At 38.8% G+C, this 21,680-nt stretch carries 20 protein-coding genes; 5 read left to right on the top strand and 15 right to left on the bottom strand.

Going from position 1 to position 21,680, the window contains the following annotated elements; all coding sequences use genetic code 11:
* Positions 1-179 precede the first annotated feature (179 nt).
* Positions 180-1,268, top strand: a complete 1,089-nt coding sequence (locus tag PQ456_RS06165) for a M24 family metallopeptidase (RefSeq protein ID WP_273615343.1) — start codon at positions 180-182, stop codon at positions 1,266-1,268.
* A 149-nt stretch (positions 1,269-1,417) separates the two neighbouring features.
* Here PQ456_RS06165 and PQ456_RS06160 read toward each other — a convergent pair whose 3' ends face one another.
* On the bottom strand, positions 1,418-2,185 hold the full coding sequence (locus PQ456_RS06160; protein WP_273615342.1) for a queuosine precursor transporter: 768 nt from the start codon (positions 2,183-2,185) through the stop codon (positions 1,418-1,420).
* A 301-nt stretch (positions 2,186-2,486) separates the two neighbouring features.
* A complete protein-coding gene (locus PQ456_RS06155; protein ID WP_273615341.1) occupies positions 2,487-3,884 on the bottom strand; it encodes an L-cystine transporter in 1,398 nt (465 codons plus the stop codon).
* Positions 3,885-4,394: 510 nt separating this feature from the next.
* On the opposite strand from PQ456_RS06155, the gene PQ456_RS06150 reads away from it, so the two are divergent.
* The 3 genes from PQ456_RS06150 to PQ456_RS06140 all read left to right on the top strand — a co-directional run bounded on the left by PQ456_RS06150 (position 4,395) and on the right by PQ456_RS06140 (position 8,533).
* Positions 4,395-6,086, top strand: coding sequence for a methyl-accepting chemotaxis protein (locus tag PQ456_RS06150; RefSeq protein WP_273615340.1), 1,692 nt, complete (start codon positions 4,395-4,397; stop codon positions 6,084-6,086).
* A gap of 617 nt (positions 6,087-6,703) precedes the next feature.
* A complete protein-coding gene (locus tag PQ456_RS06145) occupies positions 6,704-7,705 on the top strand; it encodes a lipoate--protein ligase (protein ID WP_273615339.1) in 1,002 nt (333 codons plus the stop codon).
* A 30-nt stretch (positions 7,706-7,735) separates the two neighbouring features.
* Complete coding sequence (locus tag PQ456_RS06140; protein ID WP_273615338.1) at positions 7,736-8,533, top strand: Cof-type HAD-IIB family hydrolase; 798 nt, start codon at positions 7,736-7,738, stop codon at positions 8,531-8,533.
* Between the two features lie 130 nt (positions 8,534-8,663).
* Here the strand turns inward: PQ456_RS06140 and PQ456_RS06135 are convergent, their stop codons facing one another.
* The 11 genes from PQ456_RS06135 to cysT form a co-directional block, all read right to left on the bottom strand.
* Complete coding sequence (locus tag PQ456_RS06135) at positions 8,664-9,584, bottom strand: response regulator (RefSeq protein ID WP_273615337.1); 921 nt, start codon at positions 9,582-9,584, stop codon at positions 8,664-8,666.
* A gap of 1 nt (position 9,585) precedes the next feature.
* Positions 9,586-10,926: a sensor histidine kinase gene (locus PQ456_RS06130; protein ID WP_273615336.1), complete on the bottom strand. Its 1,341-nt coding sequence runs from the start codon at positions 10,924-10,926 to the stop codon at positions 9,586-9,588.
* A 184-nt stretch (positions 10,927-11,110) separates the two neighbouring features.
* On the bottom strand, positions 11,111-11,761 hold the full coding sequence (locus PQ456_RS06125) for an amino acid ABC transporter permease (protein WP_069327184.1): 651 nt from the start codon (positions 11,759-11,761) through the stop codon (positions 11,111-11,113).
* A 71-nt stretch (positions 11,762-11,832) separates the two neighbouring features.
* Entirely contained in the window at positions 11,833-12,486 is a 654-nt protein-coding gene (locus tag PQ456_RS06120) for an amino acid ABC transporter permease (RefSeq protein ID WP_273615335.1), read from the bottom strand.
* Positions 12,487-12,600: 114 nt separating this feature from the next.
* Positions 12,601-13,443 carry a glutamate ABC transporter substrate-binding protein gene (locus tag PQ456_RS06115; protein ID WP_273615334.1) on the bottom strand — a complete coding sequence of 281 codons (843 nt, stop codon included), beginning with the start codon at positions 13,441-13,443 and terminating at the stop codon, positions 12,601-12,603.
* Between the two features lie 50 nt (positions 13,444-13,493).
* Positions 13,494-14,222, bottom strand: coding sequence for an amino acid ABC transporter ATP-binding protein (locus PQ456_RS06110; RefSeq protein WP_204825180.1), 729 nt, complete (start codon positions 14,220-14,222; stop codon positions 13,494-13,496).
* Between the two features lie 232 nt (positions 14,223-14,454).
* Entirely contained in the window at positions 14,455-15,264 is an 810-nt protein-coding gene (locus PQ456_RS06105) for an MBL fold metallo-hydrolase (RefSeq protein WP_273615333.1), read from the bottom strand.
* A 220-nt stretch (positions 15,265-15,484) separates the two neighbouring features.
* A complete protein-coding gene (locus PQ456_RS06100; protein WP_273616256.1) occupies positions 15,485-16,549 on the bottom strand; it encodes a sulfate ABC transporter substrate-binding protein in 1,065 nt (354 codons plus the stop codon).
* A gap of 75 nt (positions 16,550-16,624) precedes the next feature.
* The gene (locus tag PQ456_RS06095; protein WP_273615332.1) at positions 16,625-17,689 is read right to left on the bottom strand and encodes a sulfate/molybdate ABC transporter ATP-binding protein; all 1,065 of its coding nucleotides are present in this window, start codon (positions 17,687-17,689) and stop codon (positions 16,625-16,627) included.
* Between the two features lie 2 nt (positions 17,690-17,691).
* The gene (locus PQ456_RS06090; RefSeq protein WP_273615331.1) at positions 17,692-18,489 is read right to left on the bottom strand and encodes a sulfate ABC transporter permease subunit; all 798 of its coding nucleotides are present in this window, start codon (positions 18,487-18,489) and stop codon (positions 17,692-17,694) included.
* A complete protein-coding gene (gene cysT / locus PQ456_RS06085) occupies positions 18,489-19,304 on the bottom strand; it encodes a sulfate ABC transporter permease subunit CysT (RefSeq protein ID WP_273615330.1) in 816 nt (271 codons plus the stop codon). The genes PQ456_RS06090 and cysT overlap by 1 nt, the downstream gene beginning before the upstream one ends.
* 303 nt (positions 19,305-19,607) lie before the next feature.
* On the opposite strand from cysT, the gene PQ456_RS06080 reads away from it, so the two are divergent.
* Positions 19,608-20,009, top strand: coding sequence for a secondary thiamine-phosphate synthase enzyme YjbQ (locus PQ456_RS06080; RefSeq protein WP_273615329.1), 402 nt, complete (start codon positions 19,608-19,610; stop codon positions 20,007-20,009).
* Between the two features lie 223 nt (positions 20,010-20,232).
* Here the strand turns inward: PQ456_RS06080 and PQ456_RS06075 are convergent, their stop codons facing one another.
* Both PQ456_RS06075 and PQ456_RS06070 read right to left on the bottom strand, forming a co-directional pair.
* Positions 20,233-20,814 carry a TetR/AcrR family transcriptional regulator gene (locus PQ456_RS06075; protein WP_273615328.1) on the bottom strand — a complete coding sequence of 194 codons (582 nt, stop codon included), beginning with the start codon at positions 20,812-20,814 and terminating at the stop codon, positions 20,233-20,235.
* A 38-nt stretch (positions 20,815-20,852) separates the two neighbouring features.
* Complete coding sequence (locus PQ456_RS06070) at positions 20,853-21,494, bottom strand: YigZ family protein (protein ID WP_273615327.1); 642 nt, start codon at positions 21,492-21,494, stop codon at positions 20,853-20,855.
* Positions 21,495-21,680 lie beyond the last annotated feature (186 nt).

The raw sequence follows: 21,680 nt of genomic DNA, 5'->3' as shown, positions 1-21,680 counted from the left end.
GAGAAGGTTTTTTTAATCTACACTACGTATCAGATCGTTTTATACTATGTACTAGATTGTTAGGATAAATGAGATGATAGAAGTACTGGATCTTATACGTATTTGTCCTAACAGCTATTCCACGTTAAAATAGATATAATGTGACAACGTATTCTATAAACGATAAGGGGACTATACACATGGACGACAGAATCGCCAAAATTCGTGGACATATGCAAACAAATGGATTGGACAGCTTACTGATTACCGATCCCAAACATGTATACTATCTTACTGGATTCGCCAGTGATCCACATGAACGCTTTTTAGGGCTTTTTATTCCAGATGGAGACGAAGCCTTTTTACTATTACCTGCACTTGATGAAGACAAAGCTCGGAGCGCTTCTAGCGTCCCACGTATAGAGACACATACGGATACAGACAATCCTTATGTACGGTTGAAACAATTTGTCAAAGGTAGTATTGGCAATCTGGGTATTGAAAAAGAAAATTTATCTGTTGCGAGATATGAACAACTGTCAGAAGTACTCGGGGCAACTTCGTATCAAGATATCGGCAGTATGCTTAATTCAATGAGATCACGCAAATCACCGGACGAAGTGAAGCGGATGAAACATTCTATCCAATTGATCGAAGAAGTATTACGTCGTGGTCTATCCAGTGTACGTATTGGAGTAACAGAGATAGAATTAGTCGCTGAACTTGAATATCAGATGAAAAAAGTAGGTGCTGAAAAGCCTGCTTTTGATACGATGGTTCTATCCGGTCCGAATACTGCTCTTCCTCATGGCGTACCGGGTACTCGTAAAATTGCTGCAAATGAATTATTAATGTTCGACCTCGGTCTATTTGCAGATGGATATGCTTCAGATATTACGCGTACATTTGCTATTGGAGAAATCGATGCTGAACTGAATAAAGTCTATCATACAGTGCTAGCTGCTAATGAAGCCGCTATTCAAGCGACTAAGCCAGGAGTAACTTTTGCCTCTATCGACAAAGCTGCTCGTGATGTGATTACAGAAGCTGGATACGGTTCTCGATTTGTCCATCGTCTTGGTCATGGATTAGGTATGGATACTCATGAATATCCTTCTGTACATGGTCAAAATGAAAACCTATTGCAAGAATGTGTATTGTTCACTGTTGAACCAGGTATCTATATTCCAGGTCATGGTGGCGTACGAATCGAAGATGATGTTATTGTGACTGCGGATGGTGTAGAAGTGCTAAGTTCATTCCCTAAAGAGTTAACAGTTTTAGGTTAATTTGCACCTTCACATATACTATTTCTGATTATTATTGTTGGTTTTTGATATATTTTATAGTGGTACGTTATATGCTGTTAGTTTATTTCATACAAAAAAGACACGCTCCAGATCAGTTAATCTTTTCTGGACTGCGTGTCTTTTTTATATTATGGCTTGGCTACTTCTTGTGTTTCTTCTTCTGCTGCTTTTTCTTTAGCGATCTGGTAGCTAATCATTAGCGGTTTGTCTTCTTCTGCTACTTTCATACCTCGTGCAATGTACAAGAACGGTGTACCTGCTGCGGTAAGTACGAATTTAAGAATATACGTTGTTAAAAATATTTCAATCCATACTTGCCATTCGTATACACCCAAGAAAGCAATACTACAAAATACCAGTGTATCGACAAATGAACTGATCATTGTACTTCCGTTATTACGTATCCATAATTGATGTGGCGCAGGAAACAATTGGCGCAACCATGTATATAGACGTACATCTAGGAATTGACTAATTACATATGCAGAAAGGCTTGCTACCATCAATGTAGGAATTTGGTCAAAAATTCTTGCTAAAGCAAATTGTACTTCTTCAGAATCATCAACACCAGAAGGTGCAAATCCTAAAGCCATTTTCATAACAATTGTAGTCATAATCAAAGTGAAAAATCCAAACCAAATCGCTTTCCGTGCTACTTTAGGTCCAAATTTTTCATTCAACAGATCGCTTGCTAAATACATACTCACATACATCGTATTACCCAGTGTCGTCACAATCCCAAATAATTCAATCGTTTTAATTACTTGAATATTGGCGAGTACTGTAGCAACTCCAATCCAAGCATACATTCCTTTAATTCCAAATAACCGATAACATAACGTAAACAATCCATAATTGACGATAACAAATAAAATGCCCCACCATATATTGAACATACTTTTCCCCCTAGTTTTGATAACGCGGGATGGTTACGAACCGCGGATCAATCACTGAAAACCTGTTTTACTTTATCATACGAGCAAGCAAGCTGCCAACTATTATAACTAATTTTTCCATAAAAGATATGTCATTATAGATATTGATCTTCTTTTGACCTGAAAATAACAGGCATCATATCAATCCTACTACTTTATTAAAACCCAAAAAGTCTACTCTTTATCTATAACGATAAGGAATAGACTTTTTGAATGTTTATCTATTATTGCATATACGCTAAAATAAATGATTATTTACGAATTAAGAAGCTTCTGCTGTATCCAGATCACGATCAGGTTGATTGTATACCTCTTTATTCTGTTCTTTTAGCAATTTACTACTAATTACGCCAGATGTCATTGATCCGCTAACATTCAACGCTGTACGCCCCATATCGATTAATGGTTCTACAGAGATCAATAGACCTGCTAGAGCAACTGGTAGATTCATCGTAGACAATACGATCAATGCTGCAAATGTAGCTCCACCGCCTACACCAGCTACACCTAATGAACTGATTGTAACCACTGCGATCAATGTCAAAATAAACTGCCAATCTAATGGATTGATGCCTGCCATTGGTGCGATCATAATCGCTAACATAGATGGATAAATACCTGCGCATCCATTTTGCCCGATAGTCGCTCCAAAGCTAGCAGATAAGTTAGCAATCCCTTCAGATACACCTAACTTCTTCGTTTGTGTTTCTACATTCATTGGAATCGTAGCCGCACTTGAACGGGAAGTAAAAGCAAATGTAAGTGTAGGAATAATCTTTTTAACATATTGAACTGGATTCAGACCTGAGATTGCTAAAATAATTAGATGAACAACAAACATTGCGATCAAAGCTACATAAGAAGCCACTACAAAGTTAATCAATTTCAGTATTTCTTGACCACTTGTCGTTGCAACCATTTTAGCAATAAGCGCTAAAATACCGTAAGGCGTTAGACGAAGAATAATCGTTACCATGCGCATAACTACACCATAGATCGCTCCCATCATACTCTGGAACATCTCACCTTGTTTTGGATTTTTGCGTATAAGACCCAACGCTGCTACCCCAACAAATGCTGAGAAAATAACAACTGCTAACGTAGAAGAACGACGAGAGCCTGTCATATCTGCAAAAGGATTAGTCGGAATAAATTCTAACAACTGTGCAGGCAACGACATATCTTCGACATCACCTAAACGTTCTTGCAGTATCACGCCACGTTGTTGTTCCGCTTCACCAGCAGGAATATCAAGAGCAGTTAGATTGAATCCAAGTGCTACTGTAATTCCTATCGCTGAAGCAATTGCGGTAGTGAATAGCAATACCCCGATAATCGAACCACTGATTTTACCTAGATTTTGCTTACCACTCAGATTAAGAATTGCCATAATGATCGATACCATAATAAGTGGAATAACGACCATTTGTAATAATCCTACATAGCCACTACCTACAAGATCGAACCATTCCATAGAGTCAGAGATCACTTCTGAATCCGGCGTATAGATCCATTGCAAGACTACTCCGTATGCAATACCAAGGATTAACCCGGCAAATACTCTTTTTGTAAATGAAATATGCTTTTTCTGCATCCAACCGAGAAGAACGATCAGTAAGATCAGAACAGCTATATTCACAATAACTAGCAAAACATTCATTTTGACACCCCTTTTGATATATATGTAGTGACTGAATAGCGAGTCGCATTTCATTTTAGCATAATGTCTAGTAAACAGGTAGGGTTATTTATAAGATATATTCATCATGCTTTTTCTACAATTTTTGCGCTTTTTATAGAAAAAAATTAGTTTTATAGCTAAATAAATGAAAAAATACCTATTCAAACAGTGGTCGATTGATATAATATAGATAATTATTTGTATCTTTTTACTCAGTACTTTAAGCTTATATACGCAATTATTCATGTCATATTTACAGATAAACCTGTTTAAATAGGATGGATATTGAGAGGGGTCGAATAAATATAGTTCTTTTTACTTAAAATATACATAGAATTGTATATTTAGTTTGTTTCACTTGGAATATTTGCGCAATTATCTATGTCACATTTTGTCACGTCACTAGGGGTCAGTTGGAAAAGGTTGTTTAGCTACTTTTTGATGAAAGAAAGAGTAACTGTTTTTAAGTATGGGAAGGGGTAAGTTTGCATGTTCAGAATCAATCAATTTATTAGCCGTAAAATTATGGTGACGTTCGCTTTACTTATTGTAGCAGTCTGTATTGTACTCAGTCTTTTCTTTTTCTTTATGACTCAAAGAATAATCAATCAAAATGTAGTTCCTCAATTCCGTCAGGTGTTGAATATCGCTATGGATGGTATTATCAAAGGAATGGATAATACACAAGCTATGCAAGCAGCACAAGGCAACAGTGGCGAGATCATGAAGATCGAAACATACTTAGAAACTCAACTTCAAGCCTATCAATTGGATAATCTATATCTACTTCGGATTGAAGAAAATAAAGCCGTTGTAGAAGCTGTAGCGAATAGCTCCAAAAATTTTAAAGACAAGCAAGAAGTTCAATTAAGTGACAATATCAATACTGCAATGTCACAAGGCAAGCTTTTGACAGATTTATATCAGACCGATGCTGGTTCTACAGTAACTTATTATTATCGCGTACCGGGTAGTTCAGTAATTGTCGCAGCTAGTATGGATGCTAGTTTTGTAAATGGAATTATTTCTAACTTAATTTGGACAACTGTAATTGTAGCAATTGTGGCTCTTGCCGTATGTCTATGGGTCGCTTACAAATTCAGTCGTAAAATCACTCTTCCTCTTGCCCGTCTGGTTCGTCATACTCGTCTAGTCGCAGAAGGTAATCTACAACAAGAGATCAAAATGACAGGAAATGATGAGATTGCTCAATTGGCTCGTGGATTCCGCCTGATGACCGAGAACTTGCGAACAATGGTTCATCAAGTATTGGATAGTTCAGACAAAGTAGCTGTAGGTACAGAAGCATTAACTACACGCTTAAACAAAATGCAACATATGGTGGATCAATCAGTTCAATCTGTAACCAGTATCGAATCAGGTAGTGAAATGATCGCTAATACCACTTCTGAAAATGCACGTGCGATGGAAGAAATCACTACAGGTATTCAGCATATTGCTTCATCTACCGCTGAAATTTCAGAACAGATTGGTGATGCTTCAGATAGCGCAATTACCGGTAACCAAATGGCACAACAAGCTGTTACACAAATGGGTTCTGTTGAGCAAGCAGTACAGGATACCAAATTATCTGTACAGACATTAATCGACCGTTCTGAATCAATCAGTCAAATTCTAGTAGCAATGAGCGATATCACCAAACAAATCCGTATGCTTTCCCTAAATGCTTCGATTGAAGCCGCTCGTGCAGGCGAACATGGACGCGGATTCGCTGTTGTTGCTCAAGAAGTAGGTAAGCTTGCTGAGCAATCCCGTCACTCTACTTATGAAATCGAAGAAGCGTTAGAATCGATTCGCGAAGAATCTCAAAAATCGACACAATCAATGGATATCGTCAATAACGAAGTTAGATCAGGAACAGAGTTAGTTCAACAAGCAGGCGAAGCTTTCAATCGCTTTGTCGAAATGATGCAAATTGCTAACCAAACTGTTCAATCTGCATCAGCTGCTACCCAAGAAATCTCTGCTGGTTCAGAAGAAGTGAGCGCTTCAGTCGACGAAACTGCCGAAATCACTCACAAATCCCTATCCAACGTCAAAGCCATCGCCAAAAACGCCGAACGTCAATCCGGCGAAATGTTAGCCTATGTGGAAATCATGCGCGAACTCAACAACGAAGCTCTATCTCTACAAAATATCGTGAGCAAATTCAAAATCTAATCCATTTGCCAACCATATACCAAAAAAACTTATATCCACAAATCCCATCCAGACCAGTATAGCCATCAAGCTATACTGGCCTTTTTTTTCAAATCCACATTCATTCCACTTCCCCCTCAACCAAATCCCTATTACCCTTTCTTAATATCCCACCATCTATATCTATATCTATATCTATATCCATTCCCTATACTATTTCCTTTTTCATCTTTCTTGTTCACGTTCTTTTCTATTACACCTCCCCACTTCACTCCCCCCACCTATTTTCATCCCCTACTCCCTGTACCACCTTATCTTTTCTGCCCTTCTCCCCCCGGGTTTGAGCATTTTCTCCCTAGCCGATACCCAGCGGAGGGGATCAATTCTTCTGAAAGAGCGAAGCGCTCGCCTTTGTAAAGAAATCCCGACCGCTAAGCGGTTATTCAAAGGGATTCCTTTACAACAGCGACGACAAGAAGAACTGATCCCCGCAGCCTTCTCAGCTCCCCACCCACCCCCTTTTCAATCCCCCTCCCCCTTATATTTTCCTATTGTTTGGTTTACAATAAGAAAGCAGACAATTTACCATACTTTTTGATAAAAATCTGTTAATGATGAGTACAAACGGAGGAAGAATCATGCTTTTTATTGATAATCAGGGAATTCACGATCCAACCATCAATCTGGCAATCGAAGAATTCGTACTTAAACATTTGCCAATGGATGATAGCTACCTGCTTTTTTATATTAATGAACCCTCAATCATTATCGGTAAGCATCAGAACACGATCGAAGAGATTAACGCTGAATATGTAAAAGAAAATCATATTCATGTCGTGCGTCGTCTTTCTGGTGGTGGAGCAGTGTACCATGATCTAGGGAATTTAAGTTTTAGCTTTTTGACCAAAGATGACGGTCAATCGTTCCATAACTTCCGTAAGTTTACTCAACCGGTGGTTGAAGCATTGCATCAATTTGGCGTTAATGCTGAATTGTCTGGACGTAATGATCTTCAAGTCGGTGAACGCAAAATTTCAGGAAATGCACAATTTTCTACACGTGGACGGATGTTCAGTCATGGTACATTGATGTTTGATTCTGAACTGGATAATGTACAATCTGCTCTTAAAGTAAATCCAGAGAAGTTCAAATCCAAAAGTACCAAATCAGTTCGTAGTCGTGTAGCAAATATCACTGAGTTTTTGGAAAAACCGTTAACGATGGAGCAATTCCGCGACGATATTTTGCGCCATATTTTCGGTGTCGAACCTTCCGAAGTGCCTCAATATGTGCTGACAGAAGACGATTGGAAAAAAATCCACGAAATCTCTGCCGAACGTTACCGGAACTGGGATTGGAACTATGGTCAATCACCTGAATCCAATATCAAGCATACTCGCAAATTCCCTGTAGGGATTATCGATCTACGTATGGATATCAAAGACGGTCATATTCATGAGATCAAAATCTATGGTGACTTTTTCGGTATAGGCGATGTAGCAGATATTGAAAATAAATTGCGTGGTCAGCGTTATGAAGAAAGTGCAGTACAGACAGCACTTGCTGATACAGATATTAAGCACTATTTTGGTAATATTGAATTAGACGAATTTGTTGGATTGGTATTTTTGCAAGACTAGAATGAGATAGATAAAAGGAGAGTTACCTACATGTATAAATTAATCGCAATCGATATCGACGATACACTGATCAATGATAATAAAGAAGTAACACCTGCTACACAGACTGCTCTTGAACAAGCTGTAGCCAAAGATGTAGTGGTGACACTCGCTACAGGTCGTGCTTATGCTTCTGCTCAAGCGATCGCTCGTCAAACAGGACTTAATGTACCGATTATTACGTATCAAGGGGCATTGGTTAAAAACTTGATGGATGAAAAAGTATTGTATGAGCGTTATGTACCGATCGAAGCCGCTCGTAAATTATTTGAATATTGCATCGAACACAATTTGCATTTGCAAACCTATATCGATGATAAATTATATGCGCGTGAAGTAAATCAACATTTGATTGATTATGCAACATTGAACGGTACACAGTACCATATCGAACCTGACTTCAACAAATTGATTGAGCAACCTACACCTAAAATGCTAATTATTGATGATCCTGCATTTTTAGATGAATTACAACCTATTTTGCGTGAATTGCTAGGCGACAGTGTTCATATCACCAAGTCCAAACCTCAATTCCTTGAAATTATGCACAAAGAAGGAACTAAAGGGGCTGCACTCACGTTCCTTGCAGATTATTTCAATTGTGATCTAAAAAATGCAATCGCTGTAGGTGATTCTTGGAATGATCATGAAATGTTAGAAGTAGCGGGTCTGGGCGTAGCGATGGGTAATGCGATTCAACCTCTAAAAGATATTGCTGATTACATTTCTGCTAGCAATAATGAAGATGGCGTAAAAGAAGTAATTGAGAAATTTATTTTGAACGCTTAATATAGCTTTCATCTGAAAATCGTATGTAACAAACAAGCACCTTGCCAAGGAGTATAGGATCATCTGCATCATTATGTGCTAGATAATCCTATACTCTTCGGAAGGTGCTTTTTTATGCGTTCTGACTCTATTATCTATTTTTCATCTGGTCGAGTGCTTCTAGATATAACACTTGCAAAAACTTTTTGATACTGACTTTGCTTTTGCCATCGTCTCGCTCTTCATCGATTTCTTTCATTTTGGCACGAATATCTTCAAAGTCGAAATACAGTGGCGCATAATGTTCAAACTTGGGATTACCATAATCGGTTAACCCTATCGAAGCTAAATGATTCAGCGCTGTTGTCACTGTCCGTCTGATGCGTTGCTCAATCGCTTTGGCTTCTTTATCGACTTCGCGTGGAGTATGCTTGTAACGACTCGCTGCGGCTTCATACAATTGTCGAAGAGGTGGAAATGAACCTGGCTTACCTTGTTGTTCCAAAAGGATTTCCATAATCGCTGTCAAATCACCACACCCTGATTCGCCTACGATCCCTAGATTCATATAAATAGGACGTACCATATCATCGACTGTTCGTGGCTTCACAGATGTAGAAGAAGACGTATGAGGTGATATCTGACTAAGGGTATCCAGTTTGGATAAAGATGATTTGAGCTCATTCAAATAATGCTTGATTTCTGTATGCTCACTCACCCGAGACAGTACTGATTCTACTTCTATCCGGTTGATCGGCTTACGAATAAAAAATTCAATCCCGGATTGATAAGCTTCGCCTACCATTTCTTGATTTTCAATCTGCGAGATCATAACGTATTTGCCATGATAGCCTTGACGCTTCAATTGGGTAATCGTTTCTAATCCATCTTGATCCGGCATCAACCAATCGATTAGCACGACATCAGGATGCGTCTCTAAAATAATACGTGTTCCTTCTTCCCCACCGCGTGCTGTACCAATCACTTCGCCAAGCTGACTTTCTTTGATGATATTTTCAAGCATCGCACGAGTTGCTGGATCATCATCTACAATACAAAAAGATAAAGCCATCTTATTCCCCCTTTTTCAACAATAACGTTGGTAATTTCACTTCAAAGACTGTTTTCCATAGTGAAGTATCTGCTTCTTGTAATTGAATACGTCCTCCTAGCGAAGATACAATATCATGTACATGGGAAAGCCCTATGCCTGTAGCCGCACTTCCACCTTGAGCAAATTTAGTCGTAAATCCAGGTTCAAAAATCAATTCACGTGCTTGTTGCTCTATTCCTTTACCCGAATCATACACAGTTAGTACCGTATCTTGTCCTTGTTCACATACACTGACCTCAATCGAACCCTTTTCACCCAAAGCTTCGACAGCATTAGATGTCAAATTGTTCAATATCGTGAGCAAAGGAATATATTCAGAAGTACTATAATTCACTTCTAAGCGAGCAGTAAATGTTACTTTTTTGTCTAACATGGTGGCATATTTACGATTGCCGCGTATTGTATAATCGAGAATTTCGAACAGTGATAATACCGTTTTTGATTGTTGATCAAATAATTTGAGTAAGCCTGCGGCAATACGTTGTGAGTCTTTTTTGACTTCATGTATTTCTTGGGTAATACTCAGTTGTCGTTGGCTGTATTCTGTCAGACCTTCTCGCTTCATATCGGTATACAATCGGTAACTGCTACTGGTTAGATGTTCTATCGTATCCATCGATTTGCGCAAATAAAACACTTCACCATATAAGCCTGCATTGACAGCTAACATCTGTTCCATCCGCTTTTTCTGTTCACTATGAAGTGCACGAATCTGACTGACAGCGATACTGCTATATAATCCAGTCGTAAAAAATCCACGAATAACAGCGACTAGAAAAATATAGCCCCATGTAGCTGGAATCATAATATCACTACCTGTGAGTCCCCAGCGACAGATCATTTCGACCGTATTGGAGCCAAAGTCGATAAGTGCAGTCACTCCACTTAATAACAGTAGATTCATCTGAGGAAGTCGACTTTGAATAACAAACATTCCAATCGCAAAAGTCATATAGTACAACCCTGCTGAAGTATGCACACGTCCACTTTCTTCGATTGAAAATAAATGAGGTGCCGAAATAAAATCTAACACCATCCGAAACACAACTACCGTCAAAGCAGTAAATACCCCTGTTTTCAAATAAGGCAGACGATTCATCAATAACATTAATAATAGAAAAGCACTACCACCCAGACCAATACGGAACAGATCACCCTGTACCGGATTGATTTTAAATTCCCCAGCTACTGCTGTACCGATTGCTACAGTAAGGATCTGGATTTTTTCATTTTTAAAAAAAGTCGCCATCCGTCCTTCCGCTCCTCTGGAACTGGTTTCTGCTGCGACTTGCTGATTCACTAACGAGTACTTTACCTTTGTCATTAGCTTATAAAAAGTATTTTGAAATTGTTTATATGGTATCATACATTTTCCCTTTCAGGCTGTATACTTTTACAAATTACTTACAAATCTTGATTTCACATACCAAAAACCGGCTTCCCTGCGGAAACCGGTGATATAAAGGCACACATAATGATCCATGTTAAGCTGTTTTGGTTTCTAACCGTTTGGAAATTAACGATAGCGCATAATTAATCACAAAATAAATAACAGCGATTAATAATAAGATGGGAATCGGGTAATTTGAATTTTGTCCCATAATAATCTGTGCATTGTGTACTAATTCTGCAAGCGAAATAATAACAGCTAACGACGTATCTTTGAGTAGCGAAATAAACTGACTCACTAATGGTGGAACCATTTTGCGTAGTCCTTGTGGTAACACAATATGCCATAACGTTTGCATTTGCGTAAGCCCTGAAGAACGTGCAGCTTCTACTTGTCCTTTGGGAACCGAAGTTAGACCGGCACGTACAATCTCCGAAATCATCGAAGCTTCAAAAGCAGTTAATGCTACAATCGCTCCAAAGGTGATCGTCATTTTGATACCAATCTCTGGCAAGCCAAACTGTACAAACAAAATAATAAGCAATAATGGCAAATTACGCAAGACTTCTACTATAACCATTAAGATCGGGGATAAAATAGGTACTTTAGCGTACCGAATCGTACCGACAATACAGCCGATTACAAAGCTAAGTATAATAGCGATAAAGGCTACAAAAAGTGTTATTTTCAGCCCTTCCATAAGAAAGCGCAAGTTATCCGGTGAATATGCTCCTATGAAATCCATAGATTGCCCTCCTTTGGTTCCTCTGACTCTTACTTTTTATTTCTGTGTTATGAGAGTTTCTATCTCAATCGTTATGAATTTTTCGCCCATTTGCGTTCTAATACAGATGCTCCATAACTCATTGGTAAAGTCAGCACAAGATAGAACATCGCTGCAAAAATATAAGTACTGAAGATAACATATGTTTCGCTACTGATTTTGTCTGAAAAATACATCAGATCCAGACCAGCTACGATCGTAAGTACAGAAGAGTTTTTAATCAGATTAATAAATTGATTACTAAGCGGTGGAATAACCAATTTGATCGCTTGTGGCAAAATGACATGAATCATCGTCTGAATATAAGTCATTCCCGCTGAACGAGCTGCTTCAGATTGTCCTTTAGGTACTGATTGAATACCTGCCCGAATCGCTTCTGCTATAAATGCCGACGTATAGACGGTTAAGCCTAATGTACCTGCGGCAAATCCATCTAATTTGACACCGATTGAAGGTAATCCCCAAGAGAAAAACAACACCACGATCAAAATAGGAATATTTCGTATAAATTCAACATAAGCGGTACCGAACCACTGTAATGGCTTCACACCACTAATTCGGAAAATAGCAATAATCGTTCCTAATACAAAGCTACCAATCAATGCCAGTACACTCGCTTTGATCGTATTCAGAAACCCTTCCAAATATAAAGGCAAATAATCGACAAGAATCGAAAAGTCCAACATATATTCTGTACCTCCTTAGCCTGTGTATACATCATCAAACAAAAAGGTAGGCAACGATTGCCTGTTGCCCACCTTCTGTATGTGTTACGAATGATCGCTTCAAGAGATCATGATTTAGGTTGTTGGCTCTTTACCAATCCATTTTTTATAAATTTCATTGTAAGATTTATCAGCTTTCATATCGGTTAGAGCTTTATTGATCGCTTCAACCAATTTGGTTTCGCCTTTTTTCACAGCGATACCGTAAGGCTCATCTGTAAATGGCTTACCTACCACTTCATAGCCAGGATCTTGCGCAGCCATACCGTATAGAATCGCATCATCTGTTGTTAAAGCATCACCTTTACCTGCTTTGAGTGCGTTGAATGCATCTTGATAATTATCAAATTCCAATACGGTTACACCTGGTACTTTGTCTTCAATATTTTTAATCGAAGTCGCACCTTTAGAAGCAAGTACAGTCGTATCTGCGGTTACATCTTCAATTCCTTTGATCGGGCTACCTTTTTTCACTAATAGAGATTGTCCTGCTTGGAAATACACATCCGAGAAGTCTACTTCTTTTTTACGCTCATCTGTAATCGTCATCGTTGCGATAACCATATCAATATCGCCATTGTTAAGCATAGGGATACGTGTTTTGGATGTTACTTCTTTGAACTCTACTTTGCTCGCATCTCCTAAAATACTTTTTGCTAGCGCATGAGCCATATCAATATCGAATCCTTCTACATCACCTGTAGACGGGTTTTTCAGACCGAATAATTTGGTATCGTATTTTACACCTACGATTAATTTATCGCGTTCTTTAATTTGATCCAGAAGAGCATTTGAACTTGCTGTGGACGAAGAAGTCGGTTTGCTTACGCTACATGCTCCGAGTACTGTAACAATAGCTACCATACACGCTAACAACATCGCTAATTTTTTAACATTGTATCTTTTTTGATTTTTCATAAGTAAATCCCCTTTTCTATGTGTTATTAGTGAACTATAGAGATTAGATATTAGTGATTTAATAAGCGACTCAAGAACAACTGTGCACGCTCTTCTTTTGGATTGGAGAAGAATTCTTCAGGTGTAGCTTCTTCTACAATTTTGCCTTGATCCATAAAGATCACGCGGTCTGCGACTTCGCGAGCAAATCCCATTTCATGAGTAACGACAACCATAGTCATTCCTTCTCTAGCGAGTGCTTTCATAACATCAAGTACTTCACCGACCATCTCAGGGTCTAATGCAGAAGTTGGTTCATCAAATAACATAATTTCAGGTTTGACAGCAAGACCTCTAGCAATTGCGACACGTTGCTGCTGTCCCCCGGATAATTGGGAAGGGTACGCATTCGCTTTTTCTGCTATACCTACTTTTTCTAAATAATACATAGCTGTCTCTGCCGCTTCTGCTTTGGATACACCTAATGCTTTGATAGGAGCCAGTGTAATATTATCGATCACTTTTTTATGGGGATACAAATTAAAATGTTGGAACACCATCCCAATTTTGCGGCGAAGTTTATTGAGATCTGTTTTGCGATCATCTACTCTTACATTGTTGACCGTTAACTGTCCACTACTGGTATCTTCAAGACGATTGATACATCGGAGCATGGTGCTTTTACCAGAACCAGAAGGCCCGAGTACAACAACCACTTCTCCTTGCTTGACATGAAGATTAATTCCAGTCAGCACTTGAAAATCTCCATAGAACTTGTTAACTTCATGGAAGGTAATCATCATATTCCTCCTTAAAATTCCATAAATAGTATATGTTATGTTTCTCTTGTTAGTTATACTTACATTTTATATAATCTTAAGCTACACCTATGTAAAACTACACAATCCTACATTAAATAGTAGTAAATTTCTGTTTTATTCTAAATAATGATCATAAAAATGCAAATAAACCGGTACACAATCTACCGGTTTATCGTATTTCTCTATATGGTGAATACCTTTATTCTTAGTGTTATTCAGATAATAGCGAAGAATAATTGCCTAAATCTACAGTCATACCTGTGCGAGCGATACTAACACTGGCAGCCAAATTCAAATCTTCACGCAAATCTACTTGATGAGACATATGGGTATAGATCGTTTCAGAAGGAACCACTTCATCTATAAGTTCAGCCGCTTCATACATATCATAGACAGAACGAGTATGATATTCTGCTTCTTCACGAACAAAGCTTGTTCCTAAAATCAATAAATCTAACATATGCATCGGTTTTTTCTGTTCTTCATCAAGTCCAATAGCATCCGAGCAATATACCCAGGCAAACTCATTTTTTTCAAACCGATACGCATAAGAGTATCCGTTATGTCCATGATGTACTTTCCATGGAGTAATACTCCAACCATTCAATTCCATTCCTTGATCATTCGCTATCAATTCAATATAACTACTAATCCACGGAAATTGCTTACCGATCGCATCCAATACTTCTTGTGGAGCAAATAAGCGACCTTTTAACTGTTGCCAGCGACAAGCGTCCGCCCATTCTGGCAAACCTCCAATATGATCAAAGTGTGCATGAGTCACAATAACGTCTGTAATATCTGCGCGACGATTGATCATTTCCATCTGTGTTCGCCAATCAGGTCCACAATCTAATAAAAAGTCTCCTTCAATACCTTCTACCAGTACAGAAGATCGTAACCTTCGGTTCGTTCCACCACTACGTGCTTCTTCACATACTTCACACTCACAATATACTCTTGGCACGCCCATTGCATCGCCTGTTCCTAAAAATGTTAATCGATCTACTCGTCCGTTCATGTTTATATTCTCTCCTTGAGCGTTGCCATCTAGTATCATTTATTATATCATTTTCTTGTATCTTTCGACATATGAATCGTGACCTTTGGCTTAGTTAAAAAGGTAAGGTATTTAGGTCTTGTTCTGCTTTTACCCACAAAAAAACTTCTTTAAGCGTGAAATGAGCTTCACGTAAAGAAGTTTTTTAATTTTATGCCCAATAACATCTATTTATGTTATTTTATATCCCAGCTAGCACCTGATACCATATTCCACGACTAGAATATAGATTTTTGCGTACTTCACTCCATCCACCCAAATAGTTAATATCAAACAGTCCTTTTGGTGTAGGATACTCACTTACGTGTTTTGCCATCACCTGCTCATTTACAGGACGGAACCCATGCTTTGCAAATATTTCTTGGGCTTCTGGTGTCCACAAATAAGCAAGAAATGCTTCAGCTACTTTACGTGTTCCATGTTCATCGACATATTTATCGACAACTGCGGCTGGATTTTCGATCAGAATAGTATCGTCAGGTATAACCACTTCGTATTTAGCTCCTTGCGCCATTCGTGCAAGCAATTCATTTTCATACGTTACAATCACATCGCCTACACCATATTCAAATGCCGCCATAGAAGCACGTCCGCTTTTGTCCAATGACTCGACATTTTGATGCACTGCTTGTAGAAAAGCTTTTGCCACCGCAGGATCTTTCTGACCTTCATCTCGTTCAGATTGCTTGAGACCTGCACCATAGATCGCATTAATATCCCACTGCGCACCACCGGATGTTTTGGGATTAGGGTATAACACTTTTACCCCGGGCTTGGTGAGATCATTAAAGTTATGAATACCGAGAGGATTGCCTTCACGTGTACCTAATACAACGATAGAACGTGTAATCATTCCTTTATGCGGTTCATCTCTCCATGTATCTTTGACCAGTCCGGCTTTTACTAATTTATCAATATCACCTTCTAGTGATAACAAAGTAACATCAGCTTCAAATCCACCTGCAATTGCTCTAGCTTGCGTACCTGAAGCTTCATACGATTCTTGAAATTTTACATTTTGCCCTGTTTTGGCTTTCCATTCTGCTTGAAACTTGGGTAAAATCTCGCCTACAGCATCTTTGGCTACACTGTATGCACCAATCACTAAAGTAATATCTTTGCCATCATTGGATACAGCACTAGCAGAAGCTGTAGCGTCTGTTTCTGTTTGATGACTACAAGCTGACAAGACTACACTCATCATAAGTAGTAAAGCCAGCACTAAACGACTACGGATCATAGACATTCTCAAGCGATTGTTCTTCAAGCCCAATCCCTTCCTTTCCCGCGTTCACAGACCATACTCAGCTTACTTTTGCTGTTAAATAAACATCGATAACGTATCATTTTTCAGGCGGTTTTCAGCGATCCAACTTTCTTGATCATTAAATAGATATGCCCGGTGCACCATCACATGTACAGATTGTCCGATTTCTAATGTTTCTTTTTCCAGTGAACGATAGGTGATCAATGAATTCTGACCCACCTGTACTTCAACCAACCACTGACTGCCCCGAAAATGAAGATGTTTTACTGTACCTTTCTCGGTAGCAGATAATAATGGAAATTCACTGGCATGACCTACTTCAATATATTCAGGGCGAATCAATGCATGAATACCCGGATGAGACTGCTCATGATCGAATCCTTTTAACAGCGATACTTCATCTACAATCGTTGATTCTCCAATAAAGGAAGCAACAAAAGGAGTCGAAGGTTGTTTATAAATATCCCACGGTGTTCCTTTTTGCTCTAATCGTCCACCGTTAATAATCATAATCTCATCAGCTACTTCAATTGCTTCATCTTGATCATGAGTCACAAAGATCGATGTAATACCGACACGTTCAATCAGCTCGCGAAGCCATGTACGTAATTCTTGCCGAATCTTAGCATCAATCGCAGCAAATGGCTCATCCAGCAATAACAATTGCGGTTCAGGCGCAAGAGCACGCGCAAAAGCTACCCGTTGTCGTTGTCCGCCTGATAACTGATGCGGATAGCGATGTTCAAATCCTGCTAATCCTGTGAGTTCTACTAATTCCTGTACACGTTCTTTAATCGCAGACTTTTTCATTTTTTTTACGGTTAGACCAAAAGCGATATTATCGAATACGGTCATATGTTTGAACAACGCATAGTTTTGAAAAACAAAGCCGATCTCGCGTTCTTGTGGAGGTAGTTGATTGACTTTTTGCCCATGAAAAATAATATCGCCACTATCCGGTGATTCTAGTCCAGCTAACATACGCAAAATAGATGTTTTTCCTCCACCACTTGGGCCTAATAATCCGATCAGATGACCTTTTTGTACATTGAAGCTAACGTCTTGTACAGCGTGAAATTGTCCAAAATGCTTATCAAGGTTACGAACTTCCAGATGCATACTCAGTGCACTCCCTTTCTCTTCTTGGCGCGTTCCATTAACAATAATAATCCTACAGAAAATACAGCCAACACCAGAGCAACTCCATTAGCAGCAGTGACATTGAAATTCTCCATATCTTGATACACCAGCGTGGTTGCTGTTTGTGTTTTGTTAATAATATTGCCTGACACTACCAATACCGCTCCAAATTCACCCAAAGAGCGTGCAACTGTCAAAATCGTACCGTAAATCACAGCCCAGCGAATCGAAGGCCAGGTGACTTTCCAAAACGTTGTCCAACTATACGCGCCTAATGTAGAAGCCGCTTCTTCTTGATCGTTTCCTAATTCTTGTAGTACAGGCATAACTTCACGCACCATTAATGGAAATGTAACAAATAGTGTCGCAATAACCATCCCTGGAAAAGCATAAACCACTTTAAATCCAATCTGTTCAAAAAATGTACCAATCACTGTATCTGGCCCTAGCAATAACACAATCATTAATCCACCGATTACTGGTGAGACCGCATAAGGTAGATCGACAATACTGTTGAACAGTTGTCTTACTCTACGGCTTAGCCATGTTCCTCGTACCAGATAAATGCCCATCATAATCCCAAAGATTCCATTTAAAATAGTCACCACAATAACGATAAGCCCTGTCATCATCAGTGCATGTCTTGCTTCGGGACGACTTAATGCATCAATAAGTCCACTGGTTCCTTTATCAAAAGCTCCTGTTGCCAGTACAGCCAAAGGAATCAAAATCAATATGCTAAAAACGATCCATGTGAGCGGAATCCAATATTTTCTCATTAGCGTGCTCTCCTTGTCTGTACTGCATTAATCAGCCAAAGAATAAGAAACGATAATGTTAATAAAATAACCGATACAGCAGCGGCTCCTGCTTCATTATCACTTTCTACTTCACCAAAAATATATACGGAAGCAGTAAGTGTACGTCCTGGAATATTACCAGCTACCAGAACGACAGCTCCAAATTCAGCCAATGCTCTTGAAAAAGCCAGCATAGCTCCACTTACAATACCCGGTGTCATCGATGGTAAGATCACTCGAAAAAAAGTATCTCGTTTGGAAGCTCCTAGTGTATAAGCCGCTTCTTCAGCCGAATGATCGATTTCTTCCAATAATGGCTGTATCGCCCGAATCACAAATGGAAAGGTGACAAATACCATCGCAATAATAATCGCCGGCTGATGAAATACGAACTGAAAGCCTAGTGTATCTGCTAATTTGCCCATCCAACTGTTCGGCCCTAACAAAACGAGAATCATCAATCCGCCTACAGCAGTCGGTAAAGCAAAAGGCAAATCTACAATACTATTTAATAAAGACTTCCCTGCAAAATCATAACGTACCAACACCCATGCAGACATCGTACCGATCAACACATTAATAAGCGTAGCAATCAGCGCTAATTTTAAGGTTAATAGAACAGCTTTCCATGCGATAGGATCACTGATATTCTGTACAAATGCTGCCCAACCTTCTGAAAATGAGTTCACATACACTCCTGCAATCGGTAGTACAATCAATAGTAGAAAATACAATAATACGGTAGAGCGAAATCCCCAAGTCCATCCTTTATGACGCAGCAATGTACTATTCACGATATGACTCCTTTGCTTTAACCTTTATTTCCTATTAGTATACTCGGCTTTAAATCTTAGCAATACTTTAGCAAATTGTTATGCCTACCGTCAATTAAAAGAGTACTTTTTGTCAAAATGGTTAATAGTGTTAAATGTATTGATATGATAAGCATTTCGTGCAAAATGGGTAATACAGAAGTAGATAGTCACTTATTTTGCGATCTGATTTCAGATCAATTTTCGCAATATTTTGTCTATATATGTAAAATAATAATCGTTGAATATCCAATTTGAAAAAAAGCAGAGAAAGAAGGAATAATGATGCTGTATACATTGCCCATTTCAACGAGTAAACGTGATGCAATGAGAGATATTACGCGTGATGTGTCTTCTTTGATTACGCAAAGCGGAGTACAAGAAGGTATTGTCGTGATCTATTGTCCACATACAACCGCAGGCATAGCAATCAATGAAAATGCTGATCCTGATGTAAAGCATGATGTGATTATGCGATTGGATGAAGTCTATCCATGGGAACATCCGAAATACCGTCATATGGAAGGCAACACAGCTTCCCATCTAAAATCAATTACGACCGGCCCTTCACAGACCGTTATTATTCAAGAAGGTCGTATGTTACTTGGACGCTGGCAAGGCATTTACTTCTGTGAATTCGATGGTCCTCGCAAGCGTGAATATATGGTCAAAATTATAGCAGGTTAATTACAAAAGGCGATCTATCCATATATATATTGTGGATAAATCGCCTTTTGGCATGATACATTGTTACCCCGTCATGTGTGTAGTGTCTATAGCGATACATGAATTTACTATAGGGGATTACCGTTTTGACAAGGGAAAGTCTTAAAGTATGCAGATATAATCCCGCTTGCTTTGAATCAGTGACCTGATTCTTATTTGTATAAGCAATCATTGTATTGTCCCTTCACAGTACACGACATAATGTCTTGACATGGGCAATAACAGCTGGCTTAATTTCATCATATCCAACACGATCTTGAATATAATACGAAATAAAACCATGAATCGATAAAAATAAACTCAATGGCACAGTATTCATTGCTTCAGCCGTATGATTGGATGTGTTCATAGATTGACGGATAATAGAAGCAAATAAATCAAAACATCGTGCTTGTTCTGCACGACAATAACTTAACAACTCTTCATCTCGTGTCATAAACATAATTTCATACTGATGCGCATTATCCAGCCCGAACCGAATAAATTCGATCAACAAAAGCTCTACTTTGCTCCATTCCCCATGTTCAGGTTTGTCTTTGACTTCTCTAAATAACACACATAGATGATCAAAATCTTCCATCACAATCGCATAAAACAATTCTGCTTTTTCTTTAAAATGATAGTACAACGAACCATGACTATACCCCAAATGTTGACCAATACTACGCATTGAAATTGCCCGATATCCTTTGGTGACGAACAGATGTCTGGCAGCTTCGAGAATTCTTTCTCTGGATAATTCTTGTTCTACCGCTCTTCGTGCCATGATTACGATTCTCCTTCAAGCATTTTGCATAGTCTGATTCAAAATGCAGCTTCGATAAAGTAACGCTGTTCACCTTCAGTGATCACAGATTGTCCCTGCGTAATATCAGTGATCCATGCTTTGAATGCTTCGGCTTCACTTGCAACAGGTAAGCAATTCATAATCACTTTATCGGTAAAATCAGTCTCGGCTGTGCGAATACCGCGATTTCGCAATTCATTTTCTACTTTGCCGAGCCAGGTGTAATCCAATTCTACTGCAACTTCTTGATGAAGTATACGAGTAATTGCTTCCCCTGCTTCAATCGCCGCTACAGCGCCGTCTGTATACGCACGAATCAATCCACCTGCGCCTAACATAATCCCTCCAAAATAACGAGTGACTACAATCGCTACATCTTGAAGTTGCTGATTTTTGATCACCTCCAAAATCGGCTTGCCTGCTGTACCGCTTGGTTCTCCATCATCTGATTGACGTTGTATTTCTGCACGCGAACCAATCAAGTAAGCAGAACAATTATGAGTTGCATTCCAGTGTTGCTTTTTAATTCGTTCTATAAAAGCAATCGCTTCTTCTTCATTTTGTACAGGCATCACATGCCCTAGAAAACGAGATTTTTTGATCACGATTTCTTTGACACCTTCTTGCTTTACTGTACGATACCGTTCAGGCTTATCCATTTTAATCCCCACTTTATTCATTAGACACTGTACTATTCTGCTATGATGCTGGATGTATGTAACGCAGAATAGCGCTTGTGTTTCCAAAGATATAATACACTATATTTAAGTATCAAGAAAGCAGTTCCCTGACATCACTGTCAAAGAACTGCTTTCTCGTATTGATTTATTCTATTTTAACTTAAA

The sequence above is a fragment of the Paenibacillus kyungheensis genome (genome assembly GCF_028606985.1).
GTDB classification, from domain to species: Bacteria; Bacillota; Bacilli; order Paenibacillales; family Paenibacillaceae; genus Saccharibacillus; species Saccharibacillus kyungheensis.
The sequence above is the reverse complement of the archived record's forward strand: the minus strand, read 5'-3'. Positions and strand labels throughout refer to the sequence as shown.

Excerpts from the sequence above, each read along its gene's own strand:
- PQ456_RS06080 (WP_273615329.1), top strand. The coding sequence starts at position 19,608 with ATGCTGTATACATTGCCCATTTCAACGAGTAAACGTGATGCAATGAGA.
- PQ456_RS06150 (WP_273615340.1), top strand. The coding sequence starts at position 4,395 with ATGTTCAGAATCAATCAATTTATTAGCCGTAAAATTATGGTGACGTTC.
- PQ456_RS06120 (WP_273615335.1), bottom strand. The coding sequence starts at position 12,486 with ATGTTGGACTTTTCGATTCTTGTCGATTATTTGCCTTTATATTTGGAA.
- PQ456_RS06115 (WP_273615334.1), bottom strand. The coding sequence starts at position 13,443 with ATGAAAAATCAAAAAAGATACAATGTTAAAAAATTAGCGATGTTGTTA.
- PQ456_RS06135 (WP_273615337.1), bottom strand. The coding sequence starts at position 9,584 with ATGGCTTTATCTTTTTGTATTGTAGATGATGATCCAGCAACTCGTGCG.
- PQ456_RS06075 (WP_273615328.1), bottom strand. The coding sequence starts at position 20,814 with ATGGCACGAAGAGCGGTAGAACAAGAATTATCCAGAGAAAGAATTCTC.
- PQ456_RS06095 (WP_273615332.1), bottom strand. The coding sequence starts at position 17,689 with ATGCATCTGGAAGTTCGTAACCTTGATAAGCATTTTGGACAATTTCAC.
- PQ456_RS06105 (WP_273615333.1), bottom strand. The coding sequence starts at position 15,264 with ATGAACGGACGAGTAGATCGATTAACATTTTTAGGAACAGGCGATGCA.
- PQ456_RS06110 (WP_204825180.1), bottom strand. The coding sequence starts at position 14,222 with ATGATTACCTTCCATGAAGTTAACAAGTTCTATGGAGATTTTCAAGTG.
- PQ456_RS06125 (WP_069327184.1), bottom strand. The coding sequence starts at position 11,761 with ATGGATTTCATAGGAGCATATTCACCGGATAACTTGCGCTTTCTTATG.
- PQ456_RS06100 (WP_273616256.1), bottom strand. The coding sequence starts at position 16,549 with ATGTCTATGATCCGTAGTCGTTTAGTGCTGGCTTTACTACTTATGATG.
- PQ456_RS06155 (WP_273615341.1), bottom strand. The coding sequence starts at position 3,884 with ATGAATGTTTTGCTAGTTATTGTGAATATAGCTGTTCTGATCTTACTG.
- PQ456_RS06090 (WP_273615331.1), bottom strand. The coding sequence starts at position 18,489 with ATGAGAAAATATTGGATTCCGCTCACATGGATCGTTTTTAGCATATTG.
- PQ456_RS06070 (WP_273615327.1), bottom strand. The coding sequence starts at position 21,494 with ATGGATAAGCCTGAACGGTATCGTACAGTAAAGCAAGAAGGTGTCAAA.
- PQ456_RS06165 (WP_273615343.1), top strand. The coding sequence starts at position 180 with ATGGACGACAGAATCGCCAAAATTCGTGGACATATGCAAACAAATGGA.
- PQ456_RS06140 (WP_273615338.1), top strand. The coding sequence starts at position 7,736 with ATGTATAAATTAATCGCAATCGATATCGACGATACACTGATCAATGAT.
- PQ456_RS06145 (WP_273615339.1), top strand. The coding sequence starts at position 6,704 with ATGCTTTTTATTGATAATCAGGGAATTCACGATCCAACCATCAATCTG.
- PQ456_RS06160 (WP_273615342.1), bottom strand. The coding sequence starts at position 2,185 with ATGTTCAATATATGGTGGGGCATTTTATTTGTTATCGTCAATTATGGA.